The 17,356-nt window shown below is 59.5% G+C and carries 14 protein-coding genes; 6 read left to right on the top strand and 8 right to left on the bottom strand.

Annotated elements, in window-relative coordinates:
* Nucleotides 1–186: 186 nt before the first annotated feature.
* The 3 genes from AX768_RS26875 to AX768_RS26865 form a co-directional block, all read right to left on the bottom strand.
* Entirely contained in the window at nucleotides 187–1,617 is a 1,431-nt protein-coding gene (locus AX768_RS26875; RefSeq protein ID WP_062003110.1) for an NCS2 family permease, read from the bottom strand.
* A 303-nt stretch (nucleotides 1,618–1,920) separates the two neighbouring features.
* Entirely contained in the window at nucleotides 1,921–3,579 is a 1,659-nt protein-coding gene (gene ggt, locus AX768_RS26870) for a gamma-glutamyltransferase (RefSeq protein WP_439823410.1), read from the bottom strand.
* Between the two features lie 228 nt (nucleotides 3,580–3,807).
* Nucleotides 3,808–4,731 (bottom strand): LysR substrate-binding domain-containing protein, encoded by a 924-nt coding sequence (locus tag AX768_RS26865; RefSeq protein WP_062003109.1) that lies wholly within the window; start codon nucleotides 4,729–4,731, stop codon nucleotides 3,808–3,810.
* Between the two features lie 423 nt (nucleotides 4,732–5,154).
* On the opposite strand from AX768_RS26865, the gene AX768_RS26860 reads away from it, so the two are divergent.
* From AX768_RS26860 to AX768_RS26835, 6 genes are all read left to right on the top strand, one after another.
* Nucleotides 5,155–6,861 (top strand): ABC transporter substrate-binding protein, encoded by a 1,707-nt coding sequence (locus AX768_RS26860; RefSeq protein WP_231941561.1) that lies wholly within the window; start codon nucleotides 5,155–5,157, stop codon nucleotides 6,859–6,861.
* Between the two features lie 94 nt (nucleotides 6,862–6,955).
* Nucleotides 6,956–7,876 carry an ABC transporter permease subunit gene (locus tag AX768_RS26855; protein ID WP_062003108.1) on the top strand — a complete coding sequence of 307 codons (921 nt, stop codon included), beginning with the start codon at nucleotides 6,956–6,958 and terminating at the stop codon, nucleotides 7,874–7,876.
* A gap of 29 nt (nucleotides 7,877–7,905) precedes the next feature.
* Nucleotides 7,906–8,808 (top strand): ABC transporter permease subunit, encoded by a 903-nt coding sequence (locus AX768_RS26850; protein ID WP_062003107.1) that lies wholly within the window; start codon nucleotides 7,906–7,908, stop codon nucleotides 8,806–8,808.
* Between the two features lie 2 nt (nucleotides 8,809–8,810).
* Complete coding sequence (locus AX768_RS26845) at nucleotides 8,811–9,812, top strand: ABC transporter ATP-binding protein (RefSeq protein WP_269465470.1); 1,002 nt, start codon at nucleotides 8,811–8,813, stop codon at nucleotides 9,810–9,812.
* Nucleotides 9,805–10,788, top strand: coding sequence for a murein tripeptide/oligopeptide ABC transporter ATP binding protein OppF (gene oppF, locus AX768_RS26840; RefSeq protein WP_062003105.1), 984 nt, complete (start codon nucleotides 9,805–9,807; stop codon nucleotides 10,786–10,788). The genes AX768_RS26845 and oppF overlap by 8 nt, the downstream gene beginning before the upstream one ends.
* A gap of 211 nt (nucleotides 10,789–10,999) precedes the next feature.
* Nucleotides 11,000–12,406: an OprD family outer membrane porin gene (locus tag AX768_RS26835; protein ID WP_062003104.1), complete on the top strand. Its 1,407-nt coding sequence runs from the start codon at nucleotides 11,000–11,002 to the stop codon at nucleotides 12,404–12,406.
* A gap of 81 nt (nucleotides 12,407–12,487) precedes the next feature.
* On the opposite strand, the gene AX768_RS26830 is transcribed toward AX768_RS26835, so the two are convergent.
* From AX768_RS26830 to AX768_RS26810, 5 genes are all read right to left on the bottom strand, one after another.
* Entirely contained in the window at nucleotides 12,488–13,378 is an 891-nt protein-coding gene (locus AX768_RS26830) for an ABC transporter permease (RefSeq protein WP_062003103.1), read from the bottom strand.
* Entirely contained in the window at nucleotides 13,375–14,205 is an 831-nt protein-coding gene (locus tag AX768_RS26825; RefSeq protein WP_062003102.1) for an ABC transporter ATP-binding protein, read from the bottom strand. Before AX768_RS26825 ends, AX768_RS26830 begins: the two co-directional genes overlap by 4 nt.
* A gap of 165 nt (nucleotides 14,206–14,370) precedes the next feature.
* On the bottom strand, nucleotides 14,371–15,405 hold the full coding sequence (locus AX768_RS26820) for an ABC transporter substrate-binding protein (RefSeq protein ID WP_062003101.1): 1,035 nt from the start codon (nucleotides 15,403–15,405) through the stop codon (nucleotides 14,371–14,373).
* A gap of 50 nt (nucleotides 15,406–15,455) precedes the next feature.
* Nucleotides 15,456–16,328 (bottom strand): TauD/TfdA dioxygenase family protein, encoded by an 873-nt coding sequence (locus AX768_RS26815; RefSeq protein ID WP_062003100.1) that lies wholly within the window; start codon nucleotides 16,326–16,328, stop codon nucleotides 15,456–15,458.
* A 158-nt stretch (nucleotides 16,329–16,486) separates the two neighbouring features.
* The gene (locus AX768_RS26810; RefSeq protein WP_062003099.1) at nucleotides 16,487–17,173 is read right to left on the bottom strand and encodes an HD domain-containing protein; all 687 of its coding nucleotides are present in this window, start codon (nucleotides 17,171–17,173) and stop codon (nucleotides 16,487–16,489) included.
* Between the last annotated feature and the right edge of the window lie 183 nt (nucleotides 17,174–17,356).

Here is a 17,356-nt window from a genome sequence, read left to right as displayed (position 1 = left end):
GTTCGCGCATTGAACCTTCACCTGCAGAACTGCGCTGTTATGGCAGAGGCGTATCGTCGCAAGTAAATCCGTTTGCATTGGATCGACGCGCTGATCGAGCTTTTCACCGGCTCTCGCACGTCGATTTGCACAGATTTACAGGCTGAACGCAAAAAGCAGGGAGCTTGCAGGCCGATTAGCTGAGCGTCAGATCGCCCAGCCGCCGAGATAAAACGCGGCGAGTACGACTGCAATCACGACCGTACCCACGTTCAGCTTGCGGTATTCGCCCGCAATCACGCGTCCGATCACGAGCGTGCAGAAGCCGAGCATGATGCCGGTGACAATGTTCGCCGAAAGCACGATAAACACTGCGCAGACCAAGCCGGACATGGCATCGACGAGATCGTCCATGTGCAGTTTGCTCACGCTTGAAAGCATCAGCAAACCGACGTACATCAGCGCCGGCGCCGTCGCATACGAAGGCACAAGGCCCGCGATCGGCGAGAAGAACATCACGGCCAGGAACAGCAGGCCCACGGTCGCGGCAGCCAGGCCCGACTTCGCGCCCGCCGCTACACCTACCGTCGATTCAATATAAGCCGCAGCCGGCGCACCGCCCAGGCAAGCGGCCACGATCGAGCTCACCGAATCCGCTGTCAACGCGCGTCCGCCATTCACAATTCGGCCGTTTTCATCGATCTGACCCGCCTGGCCCGCGACTGCGCGAATGGTGCCGGTGGCATCGAAGACTGCGGTCATCACGAGTGCAAGAACGCTCGGCAGCACGGCCATGGAAAGCGCCCCACGAATATCCATTGCCCCAATCAACGAGGCATGGCCCGGCGCGCTCAGCGACGGCAGCGCGAATACCCCCGTGTAGTGAACGGACGGATCGAAGGCGAGACCCAGCACGGACAAGCCGATCACCACGATCAGAATCCCGCCCGGCACGCGGCGCCGCTCCAGGCCGAGAATCGCAGCCAACCCGAACACGGACATCAGCACCGGAAACGCGGTGATATTGCCGAGGGATATGGGCATGCCCGCGCCCGGGTTCTTCACGATCAGCCCGACATCGTTCGATGCAATCAGCAGCAGGAACAAGCCAATTCCAATTCCCGTCCCATGAGCGACCCCGGCCGGCAGGTTACGCAAGATCCACGAACGCACGCCGGTCACGGAAATCGCCGTAAAGGTGACACCCATCAGGAATACGGCGCCGAGCGCCACGGATGGCGAGAGCCCTTTGCCCAGCACAAGCCCGAATGCGGTGAAGGCGGTCAGCGAGATTGCGCAGCCGATTGCGATCGGCAGGCGTGCCCAAACGCCCATCAGCAGCGAACCGAAGGCGGTCGTGAGGCAGACGGCGACGAAGACGGCGCGGGTATCGAATCCGGCTTTTCCGAGCATGGCGGGGACGACGAAGACGGAATAAACCATCGCGAGAAACGTGGTAATGCCGGCGATCACTTCGCGCCGCTGCGTGCTGCCGCGTGCGCTGATCTGGAAATAGCGGTCGATTGCGCCGCCTTGCGTTTTGCTTTGCGTCTCGTCTTGAGTTCGGCCGTGAGCGGACGGGGATTCGTCCTGTTGAATATCGATGCCGCGAAGCGGCTGGGCGTGGGGTTCCATCATGAGCTGTTCTCCTTTATCAGCATGCTGAAACGGGCCGGGAACAAGCCGGAGAGCCGTCTTCAGGGGTCGTCTCGAAAGTCGTATTTTTAGTAGTGGCCAGAAAACGATGCGCTGGACTGGGCCAGGACAGAGACTAGGCGATCAGCACGCCGCATCCAATCTCAAAAATGGGATTCCAGTCATGCCGCGATCCTTATAAGCTTGATTTCAGGGGCTTATGGGCGGGTTTTATCGTGCGGCGGAAAATGCAAAGGCCAAGTCCGAAGACTTGGCCTTTGTGCTTGTCGAGGCTTCTTACAAGGCTTACTGGATCACGCGCGTCACGCCGCGGCCGCGGGGATCGGCGACGGGTTCAGGCGTTTTATCGTTGATCTTGATGGCCTGGATGTCTCCGTTGAAACCCTGCTTCTGCAGCGTATAACCCTTCGCTTCGAGCTCCTTCGCCAGATCACCGTCGATAGGCTTGTACGGCTCCCAGAAGATCGTGTTCGGCGGCAGCAACTGGTGATGCCAGCGCATCGCGGCGACGGCCTCGGGCAGCGGCATTGAGAAGTCGTACACGTTGTTGATCACCTGAAAGATCGAGGTGAAGATGCGCGAGCCGCCCGGCGTGCCGATCACCATTGCGACCTGATCGTCCTTCGTCAGGATGGTCGGCGACATGGAGGAGAGCGGACGCTTGCGCGGTTCGATTGCGTTGGCATCGCTGCCGACCACGCCGAACATGTTCGCGACACCCGGTTTCGAGGAGAAGTCATCCATCTCGTCGTTGAGCACCACACCCGTACCGTCGGCAATTACACCCGCGCCGAAATAACCGTTGATGGTGTACGTATTCGATACCGCGTTGCCCCATTTGTCCACGATCGAAAAGTGCGTGGTCTCGGCTTTCTCGGGCATTGTGGTGCCCAGGCCCGGAACAACACTCTTCGTGTCTGACGGCGTGTCCGGATTCACTTCGGATGCACGCTTCAGGATGTAGTCGTCGTTGATGAGTTGCGCGATCGGCACCTTGTAGAAATCAGGATCGCCGAGATACTGCGCACGATCGGCAAAGACGCGTTTCTCGATCTCTGCCGTCAGGTGGATGTATTGCGCCGAATTGAGCGGAACGTTTGCGTACTTGTCCTTGAGATCGGCCTTCATCTTGAGCAACTGGACGAGACCGATGCCACCCGAACTCGGAGGCGGCGCGGTGATGATCCGGTAGCCGTTCCAGCTTGCGAGAACCGGCGTGCGCCAGACCGCCTTGTACTCTTTCAGATCCTGTTCCGTGATGAGGCCGTGGCCCCGCATGGAGTCGGCAATCAGGCTTGCAGTCTGACCTTCATAAAAGCCCTTCGCGCCCTTGTCCGCAATGCGCTGCAACGTGGCAGCCAGTTCTGGCTGCTTGAAGTTCACGCCTTTATTCAGGGTTCCGAAGTAACTGTCGAAGTTCGTCTTGCCTGCAAATTCCTTGGATGCCGCGTCCTTGCGTTCCTGCAACTGGTCGCTGACTTCGAAGCCGTCCTGCGCGTACTTGATCGCGGGCGCGACCACTTGCTTCCACTTCAGCTTGCCAAAGCGCTTTTGCGCCTCCCACATGCCCGAGACCGTGCCCGGCACGCCGACCGCGCGATGTCCGTAAAGGCTCATGCCCTTGATGACTTCGCCTTTGTCGTCGAGATACATGTTCTTCGTGGCCGCGATCGGCGCGCGCTCACGATAATCGAGGAAGTACGGACGATGATCCACGTACAGCGTCATGAAACCGCCGCCGCCGAGATTGCCTGCTTCCGGATACGTCACGGCCAGCGTGAAGGCGACGGCAACGGCGGCGTCGACCGCGTTGCCGCCTTGTTTGAAGATCTGCTCGGCGGCATCAGCGGCGAACTTGTCCGCGACAGCAACAGCCGACGCCGTCAGCACCACCGGTTGCTGTGCAACCTTGGCGTATGCCGGCGTGCTTTCGACAAATCCCATCGATACCGCAAAAATCGCCGCCGCTACACTTCCAAGCGCAAACGAACGCGTGCGATGCAGTGAATTCATGGACATCTTCATTGCCATCTTTCTCCTCCTCTTGATTGGGTATTCGTCTCGTCTCGTCTCGTCTCGTCGTCACTTCCCGGTAGACAGCTTCACGGGAAGGGCATCCGGGCTTATACCACGAGGCGGAATTCTTTTGAAAGGCTGGCAAATCCGGTGTTTTTATGCGTCGGCGAGCACGGGGGCTTCATCGAGGGAATACGTTGCCACCACGCGCAGGACGGACTCGCGAAAAGAAGCGACCAGATCCGAACGGATGCCGCTGCTCGGATACGAAAGCACGTACTCGTATTCAATAGCCGCTTCGAACGGCCGCACGATCACGCCGTGCATGCGCCACACCTTCGCGGCGAACGGTTCGACGATCGACACGCCCAGGCCGCCCGCGACCATGGCGTATCGTGTATGCGCGGTGTCGGTCATCACCGTATAGTTCGCGCGATCCTCGCCGGCCGCGAACAACGATTGCTCGGCGGCATACGGTTGACGCGAATTCGGCAGCCATCCAATGATGCGTTCGCCACGAAGATCCGACGTACGCACGACCTTTTTCCTGGCCAACCGATGCGACGCCGGCATCGCGCATTGACCGCGCGCGCTCAGCAGTTTTTCCACTTCGATACCTGCAACCGGCGCGAACGCCTGGCTGATTGCCACGTCGGCCTTGTGGTTCTGAAGGATGGTAAGCACTTCGGGCACCTTTACCGAGTCCACGCGGATGGGCACGCCCGGATGACGCTCGACAAAATCGGCGAGTATGGGCGGCAGCAAGGTGCTTGCAAGCACCGGCAAGCATGCGACGGTCAGTCCTTCTGAGGCTTCATCGCGGATGAGTTCGGCCACTTGTTTCAAGCGGTCGAGCCCCAGGAAATTCTCTTCGACCGACTTGAAGAAACGCAATCCGGCATTGGTTGGATTGAGCCTGCCGCCAGTGCGGCTGAACAGACTGAAACCGAGGTCAGCCTCTAAATCTGCAATCAGACGGCTAATGGCGGGTTGCGTGACGTGCAAAGCACGCGCAGCGCCCACGCTGGTGCCGGTCATGATCAACGAACGGAATGCTTCTATCTGGCGAAAACGAATCATCGTAGCGAGCCTGCTGGTGAACCGTGAGGACGCCGATGGTAGCGCGATACGCCCATGCTTGCCGACCGAAGAAATACGCTCGTGCGAAAACACAAAACTTATGCACGGCGGTCACTCAGTCATACACAAAACACATGGCCTATAAGCACATGTGAGTGGATTCCACTTTATTGCTCTGAAATACTCCCGGCGAATTCGAATTTGTTGTGGATTCGTAGCGTCGGTAAAGCAGTTTGAAAGATAAGCAAAACAGCCACTGCGGATTGGAGACACACGCAGGGAGGCTGCAACGTCGTTCCTGATTCAGACGCAGACGCTGACACATTTCTGCACAGAACGCGCCGCCAAATAAGGTAAAAGCAGGCTTTGTCGGCGCGTGCATGCCTCGCTGCGCCGTTGTACAGATAAATAAAAAGGATTCCCATGATGTTGTTTGCAGGACTCGTTGCTCGTAGCGCACGCGTTGACGCTTTTTTTCGTCCGGGCGATGCTGTCGATCGCCGCATCTTCGGCACAAGCGGTAAATGGCTGCCGGCACTGGCCGCGAGCGTCGTTGTCGCCGCCAGCACGATTCCTGTAGCGCATGCGGCAAACGTGCCGGCCGGCGTGCAGCTCGCCGCCAAGCAGGAGCTGGTCCGCAACAACGCGTCTGAAGTCGAGACGCTCGATCCGAACCTGGCCGAAACCGTGCCGTCGAACAACGTGACTCGCGATCTTTTTGAAGGCCTGACCGCGACGAATGCCGATGGCGAAGTCGTCCCGGGCGTGGCGGAAAAATGGGAACAGAAAGATGCCACTACATGGGTCTTCCATTTGAGAAAGAACGCGAAGTGGTCCAATGGCGAACCTGTGGTCGCCAATGATTTCGTCTATGGATGCCAGCGTCTTGTCGACCCGAAGATCGCGTCGCCTTACGCAACGACGTTTGGCATCTTCCTGCTCAATGGCGCTGAGATCATCGCGGGGAAGAAGCCGCTGGATTCGCTCGGCGTTCGCGCGGTCGACGCCTATACCATCGAAGTCAGGACGCCGGGCCCTGTGTCGTTCATTCCCGAACTGATGTCGAATACGAACCTGGGTCCGGTCAACAAAGCCGCCATCGATAAATTCGGCAAGGACTGGACGAAGCCCGGCAAGCTGGTCGGCAACGGCGCGTTCGTGCTGAAGGACTGGCAAGTGAACAGCAAGCTGGTGCTTGCGCGCAACCCGAACTACTGGGACGCGGCGCACGTGCAACTGACGCAGGTTACGTATCTGCCGGTGGAAAGCGAAACCACCGACATCAAGCTGTTCCAGTCAGGCGACAACGACTGGGTCTACCAGTTGCCGTCGGGAACGTACGCGAAGTACAAGCAGGACTTCCCGAACGACATCAAGCTCTCGCCCATGCTCGGCCTGCGCTATTACTCGTTCAACAACAAGGACCCGCTGCTCAAGGACGTGCGCGTGCGCCAGGCGTTGTCGATGGTGATCGATCGCGACATCCTCGCGCAACGTGTCACCGCCGACGGCCAGATCCCGGCGTATGGCGTGATCGTGAAGGGTGTGAAGGGCGCCGACGTCACGGCCTACGACTGGTCGACGTGGCCGATGGCCAAGCGCGTGGAAGAAGCGAAGAAGCTGCTCGCGCAAGCGGGCGTGAAGCCCGGCACGACGATTCGCTTCGCCATGAACTCGAGCGATTACCACAAGAAGATGGCCATTTTCGCGGCATCGGAATGGAAGACCAAGTTGGGTCTCGACACGCAGATCGACACCATGGAATTCAAGGTCCTGACCAAAAAACGTCATTCCGGTGACTTCCAGATCGCGCGCAATGGCTGGGTTGCCGACTACAACGACGCGACCACGTTTCTCGGGCTCGTCTCATGCGGGTCGGAGCAGAACGACAACTTCAACTGCAATCCCAAGGCCGACGCGCTGATCAAGGAAGCGAACTCCACCACCGATCAGGCAAAACGCACGCAATTGCAGACGCAGGCCGCGAAGCTCGTGATGGACGACTATCCGATGTTGCCGCTGTTGCAATACACGATCGCGCGGCTCGTGAAGAGCTACGTGGGCGGGTATTCACTGAAGAACCCGATGGACCGTTATCGCAGCAAGGATCTGTATATCGTGAAGCACTGAGCGAGGCGCCACGCTTTCGCTACCGTTCCCGCAACACCCATGAGGCGGCCGTCGCGACGCACACTGATCGCGACGCCGCCAGGAGAGAAGTTCCATGTGGTCTTATACGTTGAGGCGTGTACTGCTGACCGTGCCGACGCTGCTGATTGTCGTCACGGTGTGTTATCTGCTGCTGCATGCAACGCCGGGCGGTCCGTTCGATGGCGAGCGCAAGGTCTCGGCCGAAGTGCTTGCGAACCTGCAGGCGAAATACCATCTCGGCGAACCGCTGTGGAAGCAGTATCTGCTGTATCTCAACAGCCTCTTGCATGGGGACCTGGGTGCATCGTTCAGATACGCCGACTGGAGCGTGAACGACCTCGTGCTGCGCGCTTTGCCGGTCTCGCTGACCATCGGCGGTGTGTCGATGGTGCTCGCGATCATGCTCGGCGTGATACTCGGCATCTTCGCGGCGCTCTACAGGAACAGCCCGGCGGATTACCTGCTGATGATCGTGGGGAATGCGGGCAGTGCGTTTCCGTCGTTCGTGATCGGGCCCGTGCTCATTCTCGTGTTCGCGATTCTTCTCAAGTGGCTTCCCGCCGGCGGCTGGAATGGCTTTCATGTGCGCTACATGGTGCTGCCCATTGCGCTCCTGACCATCATCAATGTGGCGACCGTCGGACGCGTGACGCGCGGCAGTCTGATCGAAGTAATGAACACCAACTACATTCGTACCGCCTATGCCAAGGGCCTGTCGCAATGGACCGTCGTGCTGCGCCATGCGCTGCGCCCGACCATGATCCCGGTGGTGTCGGTGATCGGGCCGCTTGCCATTGGTTCGATCACCGCGGCTGTTGTCACGGAGTCCGTGTTCTCGCTGCCGGGTATCGGCAAGCTGATCGTGAACGGCGCCGCAAATCGCGATTACACGCTGGTGCTCGGACTCGTCGTGCTGGTGACCGTGGTTGCCGTCCTGCTCAATCTGCTGGTCGATCTCGCGTACGCGTGGCTCGATCCGAAAATCCGCTACTGATCAGTTAGCCCATGCGCATGAGGTCTGCAATGAAACAAGGAACGCTCGCCCCCGCGCTCGAAAGCGTGCTGGCCGTGCCGGTTGAAGGGCGCAGCCCGTGGCAGGACGCGCGCTTGCGCTTTGCGCGCAACAAGGCGGCCGTCGCGAGCCTCGTGATTCTTGTTCTGATCACGCTCGCCTGCATCATCGGTCCGATCGTATTGCCCAACGCCTTCGATTCCACCGACTGGAACATGATGAGTTCCACGCCGACGTTTGCCAACTGGCATTTGTTCGGCACCGATGAAACCGGCCGCGACCTGCTCGTGCGGTGTCTCGTGGGCGGACGTGTGTCGCTGATGATCGGCGCGTTGGCGACGCTCACGTCCGTGACGCTCGGCATTGTATGGGGCGCGATTGCGGGGTTCGTGGGCGGACGCGTGGACAACGCGATGATGCGCATTGTCGACATGATGTACGCCATTCCTTACCTGCTGATCGCGATCCTGATGGTGACGCTGCTTGGCCGCGAGTTCTACCTCGTGGTGTTGACCATCACCGTATTTTCGTGGATGGACATGGCGCGGGTGGTGCGTGGCCAGACCCTCGCGATCCGGTCGAAGGAATACGTCGAGGCGGCGCGTGCGATCGGTGTATCGACGAGCGGCATCATCTTGCGGCATATCGTGCCGAACCTGCTGGGCATTGTCGCGATCTATACGACCGTGACCGTGCCGGGCGTGATTCTCACGGAGTCCGTACTATCGTTTCTCGGGCTCGGCGTGCAGGAACCCATGACAAGCTGGGGCGTGCTGATCCAGGACGGCGTGGGCGTGATGGAAACGTCGCCGTGGATTCTCCTGTTCCCGGCGGCGCTGTTGTCGGTGACGCTGTATTGCATCAACTTTGTCGGCGACGGTCTGCGTGACGCGCTCGACCCAAAGGATCGGTAAGCATCATGTCATTGCTCAAGGTACACAATCTCGAAGTCGCATTCGATACACCCGACGCCGTCGTTCGCGCGGTGAACGGCGTGAGCTTCGATCTGGAAGAGGGCAGCACGCTTGGCATCGTGGGCGAATCGGGCTCGGGCAAGAGCCAGAGCGTCCTCGCCATGCTCGGACTGCTCGCGCGCAACGGCCGTGTCAAAGGTAACGCGATCTATCAGGGCGAAGACCTCTTGACCATGCCGTCGAAAAAGCTGAACCGGATTCGCGGCAACCGCTTGTCGATGATCTTCCAGGACCCGATGACATCGCTCAATCCGTATCTGACGATCGAACGCCAGATGACGGAAGTGCTCGAACTGCACAAGAACATGACGCGGCGGGCCGCGAAAAAGCGCGCGATCGACATGCTCGAAGCGGTGCGGATTCCGGAAGCGGCGCATCGTATCGACCAATACCCGCACGAGCTTTCCGGCGGCATGCGCCAGCGGGTGATGATCGCAATGGCGCTCCTGTGCGAGCCGCAAGTGCTTTTCGCCGATGAACCCACGACCGCGCTCGACGTCACCGTCCAGGCGCAGATTCTTCAACTCCTGCGCAATCTGCAGCACGACTTTGGTACAGCAATCGTCCTGATCACGCACGACCTGGGCGTGGTTGCCGGCCTGTGCGAGAAGGTCATGGTCATGTACGGCGGCCGTGTGATGGAGCATTGCAACGCGGACGATCTGTTTGCGCGTCCGTCGCATCCTTACACCATCGGTTTGTTGCGGGCGCTGCCGCGTCTCGATCAAAGCGACGCGCCGCTCGTCGGCATTCCGGGCAATCCGCCGAACATGGCGCATCCGCCCTCGGGTTGCCCGTTCCAGGAGCGGTGTATCGATGCCAGCCAGGGCTGCGCCGAATCAACGCCGCCGCTCGAAGCGTTCGCCGGCGATCCCACCTGGCTGCGCGCGTGTTATCGCCCGGTCGAGCAAATGAAGTCGTTGCACGAGGTCGCCCATGCCTGAGCAAACCATTCTGTCCGTACGCGACGTGCAGGTCCACTTCAGCGTCAAGGCAAAGAGCAAGCTGCCGTGGGCGCCGAGGCGCACCTTGAAGGCCGTCGATGGCGTGAGCTTCGATCTGAAGGCGGGCGAAACGCTCGGCGTGGTCGGTGAGTCGGGCTGCGGCAAGTCGACGTTGTCGCGCGCAATCCTCAACCTGATCCCCGCGACGCACGGCAAGATCGTGTGGATGGGGCAAGACCTGAGCGGCGCGACGGTCAAACAATGGCACGGCGTGCGGGCCGACATCCAGATGATCTTCCAGGACCCGCTGGCATCGCTCGATCCGCGCATGACAGTGGGACAGATCATTGCGGAACCGTTGCGGGAACATCGGCCGGGGATCTCGAAGGACGAGATGAACCAGCGCGTGCGCGCGATGATGGCGAAGGTCGGCCTGCGCGAGCAGATGATCAACCGCTACGCGCATGAGTTCTCCGGCGGACAGTGCCAGCGGATCGGCATTGCGCGTGCGCTGATCGTGGAGCCGAAGCTGATTGTCTGCGACGAGCCTGTATCCGCGCTCGATGTGTCCATCCAGGCGCAGATCGTCAACTTGCTCAAGTCGCTGCAGCAGGAAATGGGGCTCGCGCTGATTTTCATTGCGCACGATCTGGCCGTGGTCAAACACATCTCGGATCGCGTGATGGTGCTGTATCTCGGCCACGTCATGGAGCTCTCCGATAAGCATTCTCTCTATGCCCGGCCTCGCCATCCCTACACACGCGCGTTGCTGTCCGCCGTGCCGGTGCCGAATCCGGCCATCGAGCGGACGAAGGTCGTGCAGATTCTTTCGAGCGATATCCCGAGCCCGATCAACCCGCCGACCGGCTGTGTGTTTCATACTCGATGTCCGATCGCGGAGCCACGCTGTTCGCAGGAAGTACCGGCATTGCGAACCCTTGAACATGGAGTTGCCGCCGCCTGCCTGCTCGCCTGATCCACGACTGATTTCGTCCATTGCCTAGACATCGCTCGTTTCGCCGTTTTTCAACGGCGGAATGCGGCGGTGCTTTGCTAACCCCGTATTTCCCGCGGTAACCCTCCGATGCTTCGCTCCTTGAACAGGCGCGTTTATAAACTCGCGCCGGTTTTATTGAGATGGTTGTCGGCCTTTAATCACAATCCATAACAAGTCAGAGACAACAATAATGAAAATACAGAAACATTCGCTTGCACTCACTTTAACTGTCGCCACCGCGTTGATGGGTCCGTCCATTTCCGCTTTTGCGGATGATGACGATATCTCAACGCGTCATACCGAAGCACCACCGAGTTCCCCGCCTAATACAGAAGCCGACGCGCCTATCAGCAATCAGTCGAAATCACAGGGGTTTATCGAAGATTCACATTTGAAGCTGCTCTTCCGCAGTTATACCGAGCGCCTGGAATCGGATGGGGCGAAGAACAAGGACGCGTGGGTATTGGGTAATCAGGCAGTATTTGAATCGGGGTATACGCGTGGATTATTCGGCGTCGGCTTGGATGCGTCGTTGTTCAGCGATTTGAAATTGAATGGCGGACAAGGCGCGGGTAACCGCGTGCATTTGAATCACGATGGCCAAACCGGGCAGAACCAACTGGCGTGGACTTATCCGGGAGTGTGGGATGTGAAGGCACGCGTATCGAATACCGTGCTCAAGTACGGCTTGCAACTCTTCGATGACCCCTTCCTCGTTCCCCACGATAACCGCGCGTTGCCGCCAAGCTATCGCGGCTTCTCTCTTGCCAGCGAAGAGATCAAGAACGTGACGCTCAAGGCGGGAAGCGTGGACGGCGTGATGGCCCGCGGCCAGACCAGCGTGACCACGTTGAAGACGGAATACGGCGGCACCCGGTTCAGCCGCTTTACGTTTGCGGGCGGCGATTACGCGCCCAATGACGACACGTCCGCGTCGTTATATGGAAGCCGCGCAGAGAACGTATGGGACCAGTATTACCTGACGCTCGGCCACAGTATTGGCGATCCGGCCCAGATTCGCTGGACCGGCAACCTGACTTATTACTACACGCACGATGTCGGACAAAGCAGGAATGGTCCCATCAATAATCATGCGTATAGCTTGTTGCTGTCGGGTACGCACAACGCGCATACCATTTCCGTTGGTTTCCAGCAAATCGCGAGCAACCAGTTCTTCGATTATGTCGGTCAGTCGGCGGGCGATTATCTGGCGAACTCGCTCGATGTGGACTACAACGCGCCGCATGAAAAGTCGTTGCAACTCGGTTATACGTTGAATCTCGCCGGCTATGGTTTGCCCGGCGCGAAGGTGACGACGTGGGGTGCGTACGGCTGGGGCGCGGATGCATCGACCATGGCAGACCGTTATGCCGATCCCGCCAGTTCGCTTCACGATTTGTACTGGAAAAACGGCGAACCGGTTCACGGGACGCATTATGAATTTGGCGTCATTCCGTCCTATACCATCGGCTCGGGCAAGCTGAAAGGCGCGAGCGCCAAGTTCTATTACATGCATCACCACGGCGGCAAATACTATTCGGATTCGTCAAGCGATGTGTATCGCCTGATGGTGAACGTGCCGGTCAACGTGTTCTAAAGTCATCACGCGTAAAAAAGCCCGCGAGACGCAATCCTGCGGGCTTTTCCATGTCTGTGATCAAAATATCAATCGAAACGCTTACCGCTGTACGCCCCAGCGGCGCACTGTCAGGCGCTCGAAAGTATCGAAGACGAGATGTTCGACGACCAGGCCGATCACGATCACCGCCGCGAGTCCCGCGAACACCCGATCCGTATAAAGCTCGTTGCGGTTCTGGAAGATGTACCACCCGAGGCCGCCGTTGCCTGAGCTTGCACCGAACACAAGTTCGGCTGCGATCAGCGTACGCCACGCGAATGCCCAGCCCACGCGCAGCCCCGCGAGAATCGAGGGCAACGCTGCAGGCACGAGAATCAGCAGCACATGCCGAATCCCTTTCAGTCCGTAATTGCGTCCTGTCATGCGCAGCGTTTCTGGCACGGATTGAAAGCCCGAATACGTGTTCAACGCGAGCGGCCAGAGTACGGAATGCACGAGCACGAACAGCAGGCTTCCAGTGCCAAGACCGAACCACAGCAACGCGAGCGGCAACAGCGCAATGGACGGCAGCGGGTTGAACATCGCGGTCAGCATGGAGAGCAGGTCGCGTCCAAATCGCGTCGATACCGCCAGTGAAGTCAGCACGAACGCAAGCACGACGCCAAGCAGATACCCCCGCAAAAGCACGGACAAGGAGATGGCGGTTTTTGCAATCAGCTCGCCCGACCAGATGCCCTGCACGAAGGCCTTGAGTGTATCGACGAACGTGGGGAGCAACAGATCGTTGCCGACTGCACGCGCCGCGATTTCCCAGATGCCGATCAGCACCAGCGCAATCAACGTCTTGCGCAACCAGGTCTGGTTCGTCACCCGCTTGGCGAACGGCAGCGGCGCTTCAGCGGCGACATCGAGCAGCGGCTCGGGAAACCGCTCGTATTCTTCGCGCACGGGCGGCGCCAAAGGCTCGGCGATGTGATCCACGGTGCTCATTGAACCGCCTCCGTTTCTTCGAACAGCAACCTGTGAATACGCGCGACGCTTTGCTGGAAGTCATTGCGGCCCGAGCTGTCTTTCGTGAACTGATGACTGTTCAGCTCGGCGCGGACACGGCCGGGATGCGGCGTCAGCAACAGGATCCGGTTGCCAACGATCAACGCTTCTTCAATCGAATGCGTGACGAACAGAAGGGTAAAACTCGCCTCCTCCCACAAGCGCAGAAGTTCTTCCTGCATCTTGCGGCGGGTGAGGGCGTCGAGTGCGGCGAAGGGTTCGTCCATCAGCAGCACGCGGGGTTGCATTGCGAGCGCGCGGGCGATCGCCACACGCTGCTTCATGCCGCCTGAGAGCGTGTGCGGATAGGCATCGGCGAAAGCGGCGAGGCCGACCTTGTCGAGGAAATGCAGCGCGCGCTCGCGGGCTTCGGCGCGGCTGAGTTTCTTCGCGACGCGCAACGGGAACGCCACGTTCTGCAGCACTGTTTTCCACGGCGGCAACTGATCGAATTCCTGGAACACGACAATGCGATCCGCGCCCGGACCACTGACGGCTTTGCCATCGATTTGAATCGTCCCCGCCGTCGGTTCGATGAACCCGGCCACCGCCTTGAGCAACGTCGACTTGCCGCAACCCGACGGGCCGAGCAGCACGAAACGATCGCCGCCATAGACGTCGAAACTGACCTGATGCGTCGCCCGCACGATGCGCTCGCGCGTGCGGTACTCCAGGCTGACGTGATCGACGGTGACCAGCTTGCCGCTCGTCGCCGCTGCCAGACTGGGTGTGATCGGCGGGTATAAAGCTGAAGGATTGGCGGCCATGGCGGTGGGTTCAGGCATAAAACACGACCTTAGCTGTGCGTTCTCGCCGCGTGAACCAATCATTGCGCATATTCAAAACACGCCGACGCATAAGCAGCGTTTTTGCGGTTTCAGTGGACGGATAAAAAAACCCGCCAGGCGGCGGGTTCGATGACTGACGTGCGGCTAACTTCCCGCGCCCAGCGCCGGGTCAGTGAAGAAATAGTCCTGCCATGACTTCGGTTCGTTCTTGATCGCACCCACGCGATACATGAACTGCGCGAGCCCCAGCGTGTTCTGCGGGGTGATCTTGAACTGCGTCTGCGGATTCTTGATGATCCCGAGCAGCAGGTTCCGGTCGATCTTCGCGTTGTTCACACGAATGTAGATGTCGGCCGCGGCTTCAGGATTGGCCGACACGAACTTCGCCGCGTCGGACAGCGCCGCGATAAATGCGCGATACGTCTTTGGATTGCTGTCGCGGAATTTTTCGGTTGCATACAGCACGGTCGACGAACTCGGGCCGCCGAGCACGTCGTAGGAGTTCAGCACGATATGCGCCTTCGGGTTGCCCGCCAGCTCCTGTTCCTGGAACGGCGGATTGCCGAAGTGGCCGCTGATCTCGGTGCCGCCCGCGATGATTGCCGCTGCGGCATCAGGATGCGGGACGGCCTGCGTGAATTTATCGAGCCGATCGTATTCCTTGTCGCCCCAGCGCTTTGCGGCGGCGTATTGCAGCACGCGCGACTGGACGGATACCGAAACGGCCGGCACGGCGATACGGTCTTTCCCGGTGAAGTCGGCAATCGTCTTCACGTTCGGATTATTCGATACCAGGTAATACGGAATGTTGCCAAGCGACGCCACGCCCTTGACGTTCTGCTTGCCGTGCGTACGGTCCCAGATCGTCATCAACGGGCCAACGCCGGCGCCGGCTATATCGATGGAACCGGACAGCAGCGCGTCGTTCACGGCCGCGCCACCGGAAAGCTTGAGCCAGTCGACCTTGATATCGACGCCTTCTTTCTTGCCTTCCTGCTCGATCAGTTTCTGATCGCGTGCAACGTTGAGGAGCAGATACACCACGCCGAACTGCTCGGCAATGCGGATCGTGCCTTCGGCTTGCGCCGGAACGGCCGCGCCAAGCGACATGATTGCTACAGACAGCGAGAGAAACGCCGCGCCAAGGCGGCGCGACGGCGTGCTGGTAAAAAGCGGCATCGTAAGTCCGAGGAAGGTTTTTGGAATTGGATCGAACTGGAAGCGCGGGATCAGAACGGCGTGTCGCCTTCAATCGTGGTCCGGTACATCTTGCGGCGCAGATGATCGGGCGTGCCGGCTGCGAGGTGCATCAACGAGCGGTTGTCCCAGAACACGAGATCATGTTCCCGCCATTGATGCCGGTACAGATGTTCTTCGCGCACGCTGTGGTCGAAGAGCGCTTGCAGCAGGTCGCGGCTTTCGTCCTCGGGCATGTCGATTACGCGCGTGGTGAAATGCTCGCTCACGAACAGAGCCTTGCGCCCGGTTTCCGGATGCGTGCGCACGATCGGCTGCACCACGGGTTTGACCTGCGCGATCTGTTCAGCCGACAAATTCGGACGCCACGGGCTGCGTTTCTGCAATTCCGCGTATTTCGCAAGATAGGTATGTTCCGCGAAGCGGCCCTCGACGGCATCGCGCAACGCTTGCGGCAAGGTATCCCACGCCAGATGCATGTTCGCGAAGAGCGTATCGCCGCCTTCGGCTGGCAGTTCCTGCGCGTGCAGGAGCGAACCCAAGCTGGGCGTTTCCTTATACGAAAGGTCCGAATGCCAGAAATGCCCGGCGTCGCCGAGACCGATCGGCTTGCCGTTTTCCATCACATTCGAAACGATCAGGATCTCCGGGTGGCCACTCAACTGGAACTGGTGAAGCACGTGGGTTTGCAGCGGACCAAAGCGGCGGCTGAAGGCAATGTGCTGCTCGGGCGTGATGCGCTGGTCGCGGAACACGATCACGTGATGATCGAGGTGCGCACGGTGAATGCGCTTGAAATCGTCGTCGGCAAGAGGCCGGCTCAGGTCGAGCCCGGTTACCTCGGCGCCTACGGGGCCTTGGAACGGCGTGATTTCAATGGTCTGGCTGAGAGTTTGGGTCGTCACGCGGGACTCGTTATTCGATTGGGAAATTGCTTTTGCAGATTATCGAATCTAAGTTTCCGCGCGTACAACGTCAACGAACCAAATCCCATACGCTTATCTGTTTTAGCGATAAACAAGCCGCTCCAGTGGAGGAACGGCTGTCGGGGCGAGCGCGCAGCTCAATGATTGTGCGATGCATCGCTGCAATGCGCACAGGAGCCCGGGCTGTCGTTCCACGCGGAGCCCAGAATCAGGCTGCAGAAATTCAAGCGTTTGTAAGTCGGGTCTTTCAGCGCGAGGACATCGGCTTTCACGTTGCCGAAGGTCGTTTCCGGCTTCTGGATCGTGCCGTGCGCGAATGCATCGATGATTCCTTCCTTGAAATTCACTTCACGCGGATGCACGGCAATGACCTGCTTGCGTTGTGTGTCGCTGAATTCGTCGTATGCAAGACCCAGCACGTCCATTTCCACGCCCGCCGTGACCAGCGCGACGACCGGCTTCTTGTGCTGCGGAATGCCCGGCGTCGTGTGCAGCGCGATCGAATCCCAGACCTGTTCAATGTCGTGTTCGCCAATGCCATAGCCCTTCAGGAAATCGCGCGCCGCGTTGGCTCCATCGACTTCGAAGCGGTCGTGCTTGCTGCTGTAGGCATCGATCAGGCCCATGTCGTGGAACATCGCGCCGATGTAGAGCAGCTCGGCGTCGTAGTCGAGCTTGCGGCGCTCGCCCGTCAGCGCGCCGAACAGGAACACGCGGCGCGAGTGGTTGTAGAGAAGGTCCGGCTCGGTATCGCGGACGAGTTCTGTGGCGGCGCGCGCCATGGCGCTGTCGGGGATGCGGATGCCGGCGATCGTGGTAGTCATGTTCGGTGCTCCTTGGTGTGAGGTTTGCCGCGGACGTCTTGTTAAACTGCGTGGGTTCGCCGGGCAAGCTGAAGAGGTTGGACGACCAGATCAGTGTCGCCCCGGCGGGTTGCTGCGGCAATCGATGTCATCCGTCGAAGCCTGCCAACCGCACGGCGTCTGCTGCCAAGCACCGAAAAACCC

This window comes from Burkholderia sp. PAMC 28687, assembly GCF_001577465.1.
Lineage (GTDB): Bacteria > Pseudomonadota > Gammaproteobacteria > Burkholderiales > Burkholderiaceae > Caballeronia.
Note: the sequence above shows the minus strand (reverse complement) of the source record. Positions and strands in the feature narration are given on the sequence as shown.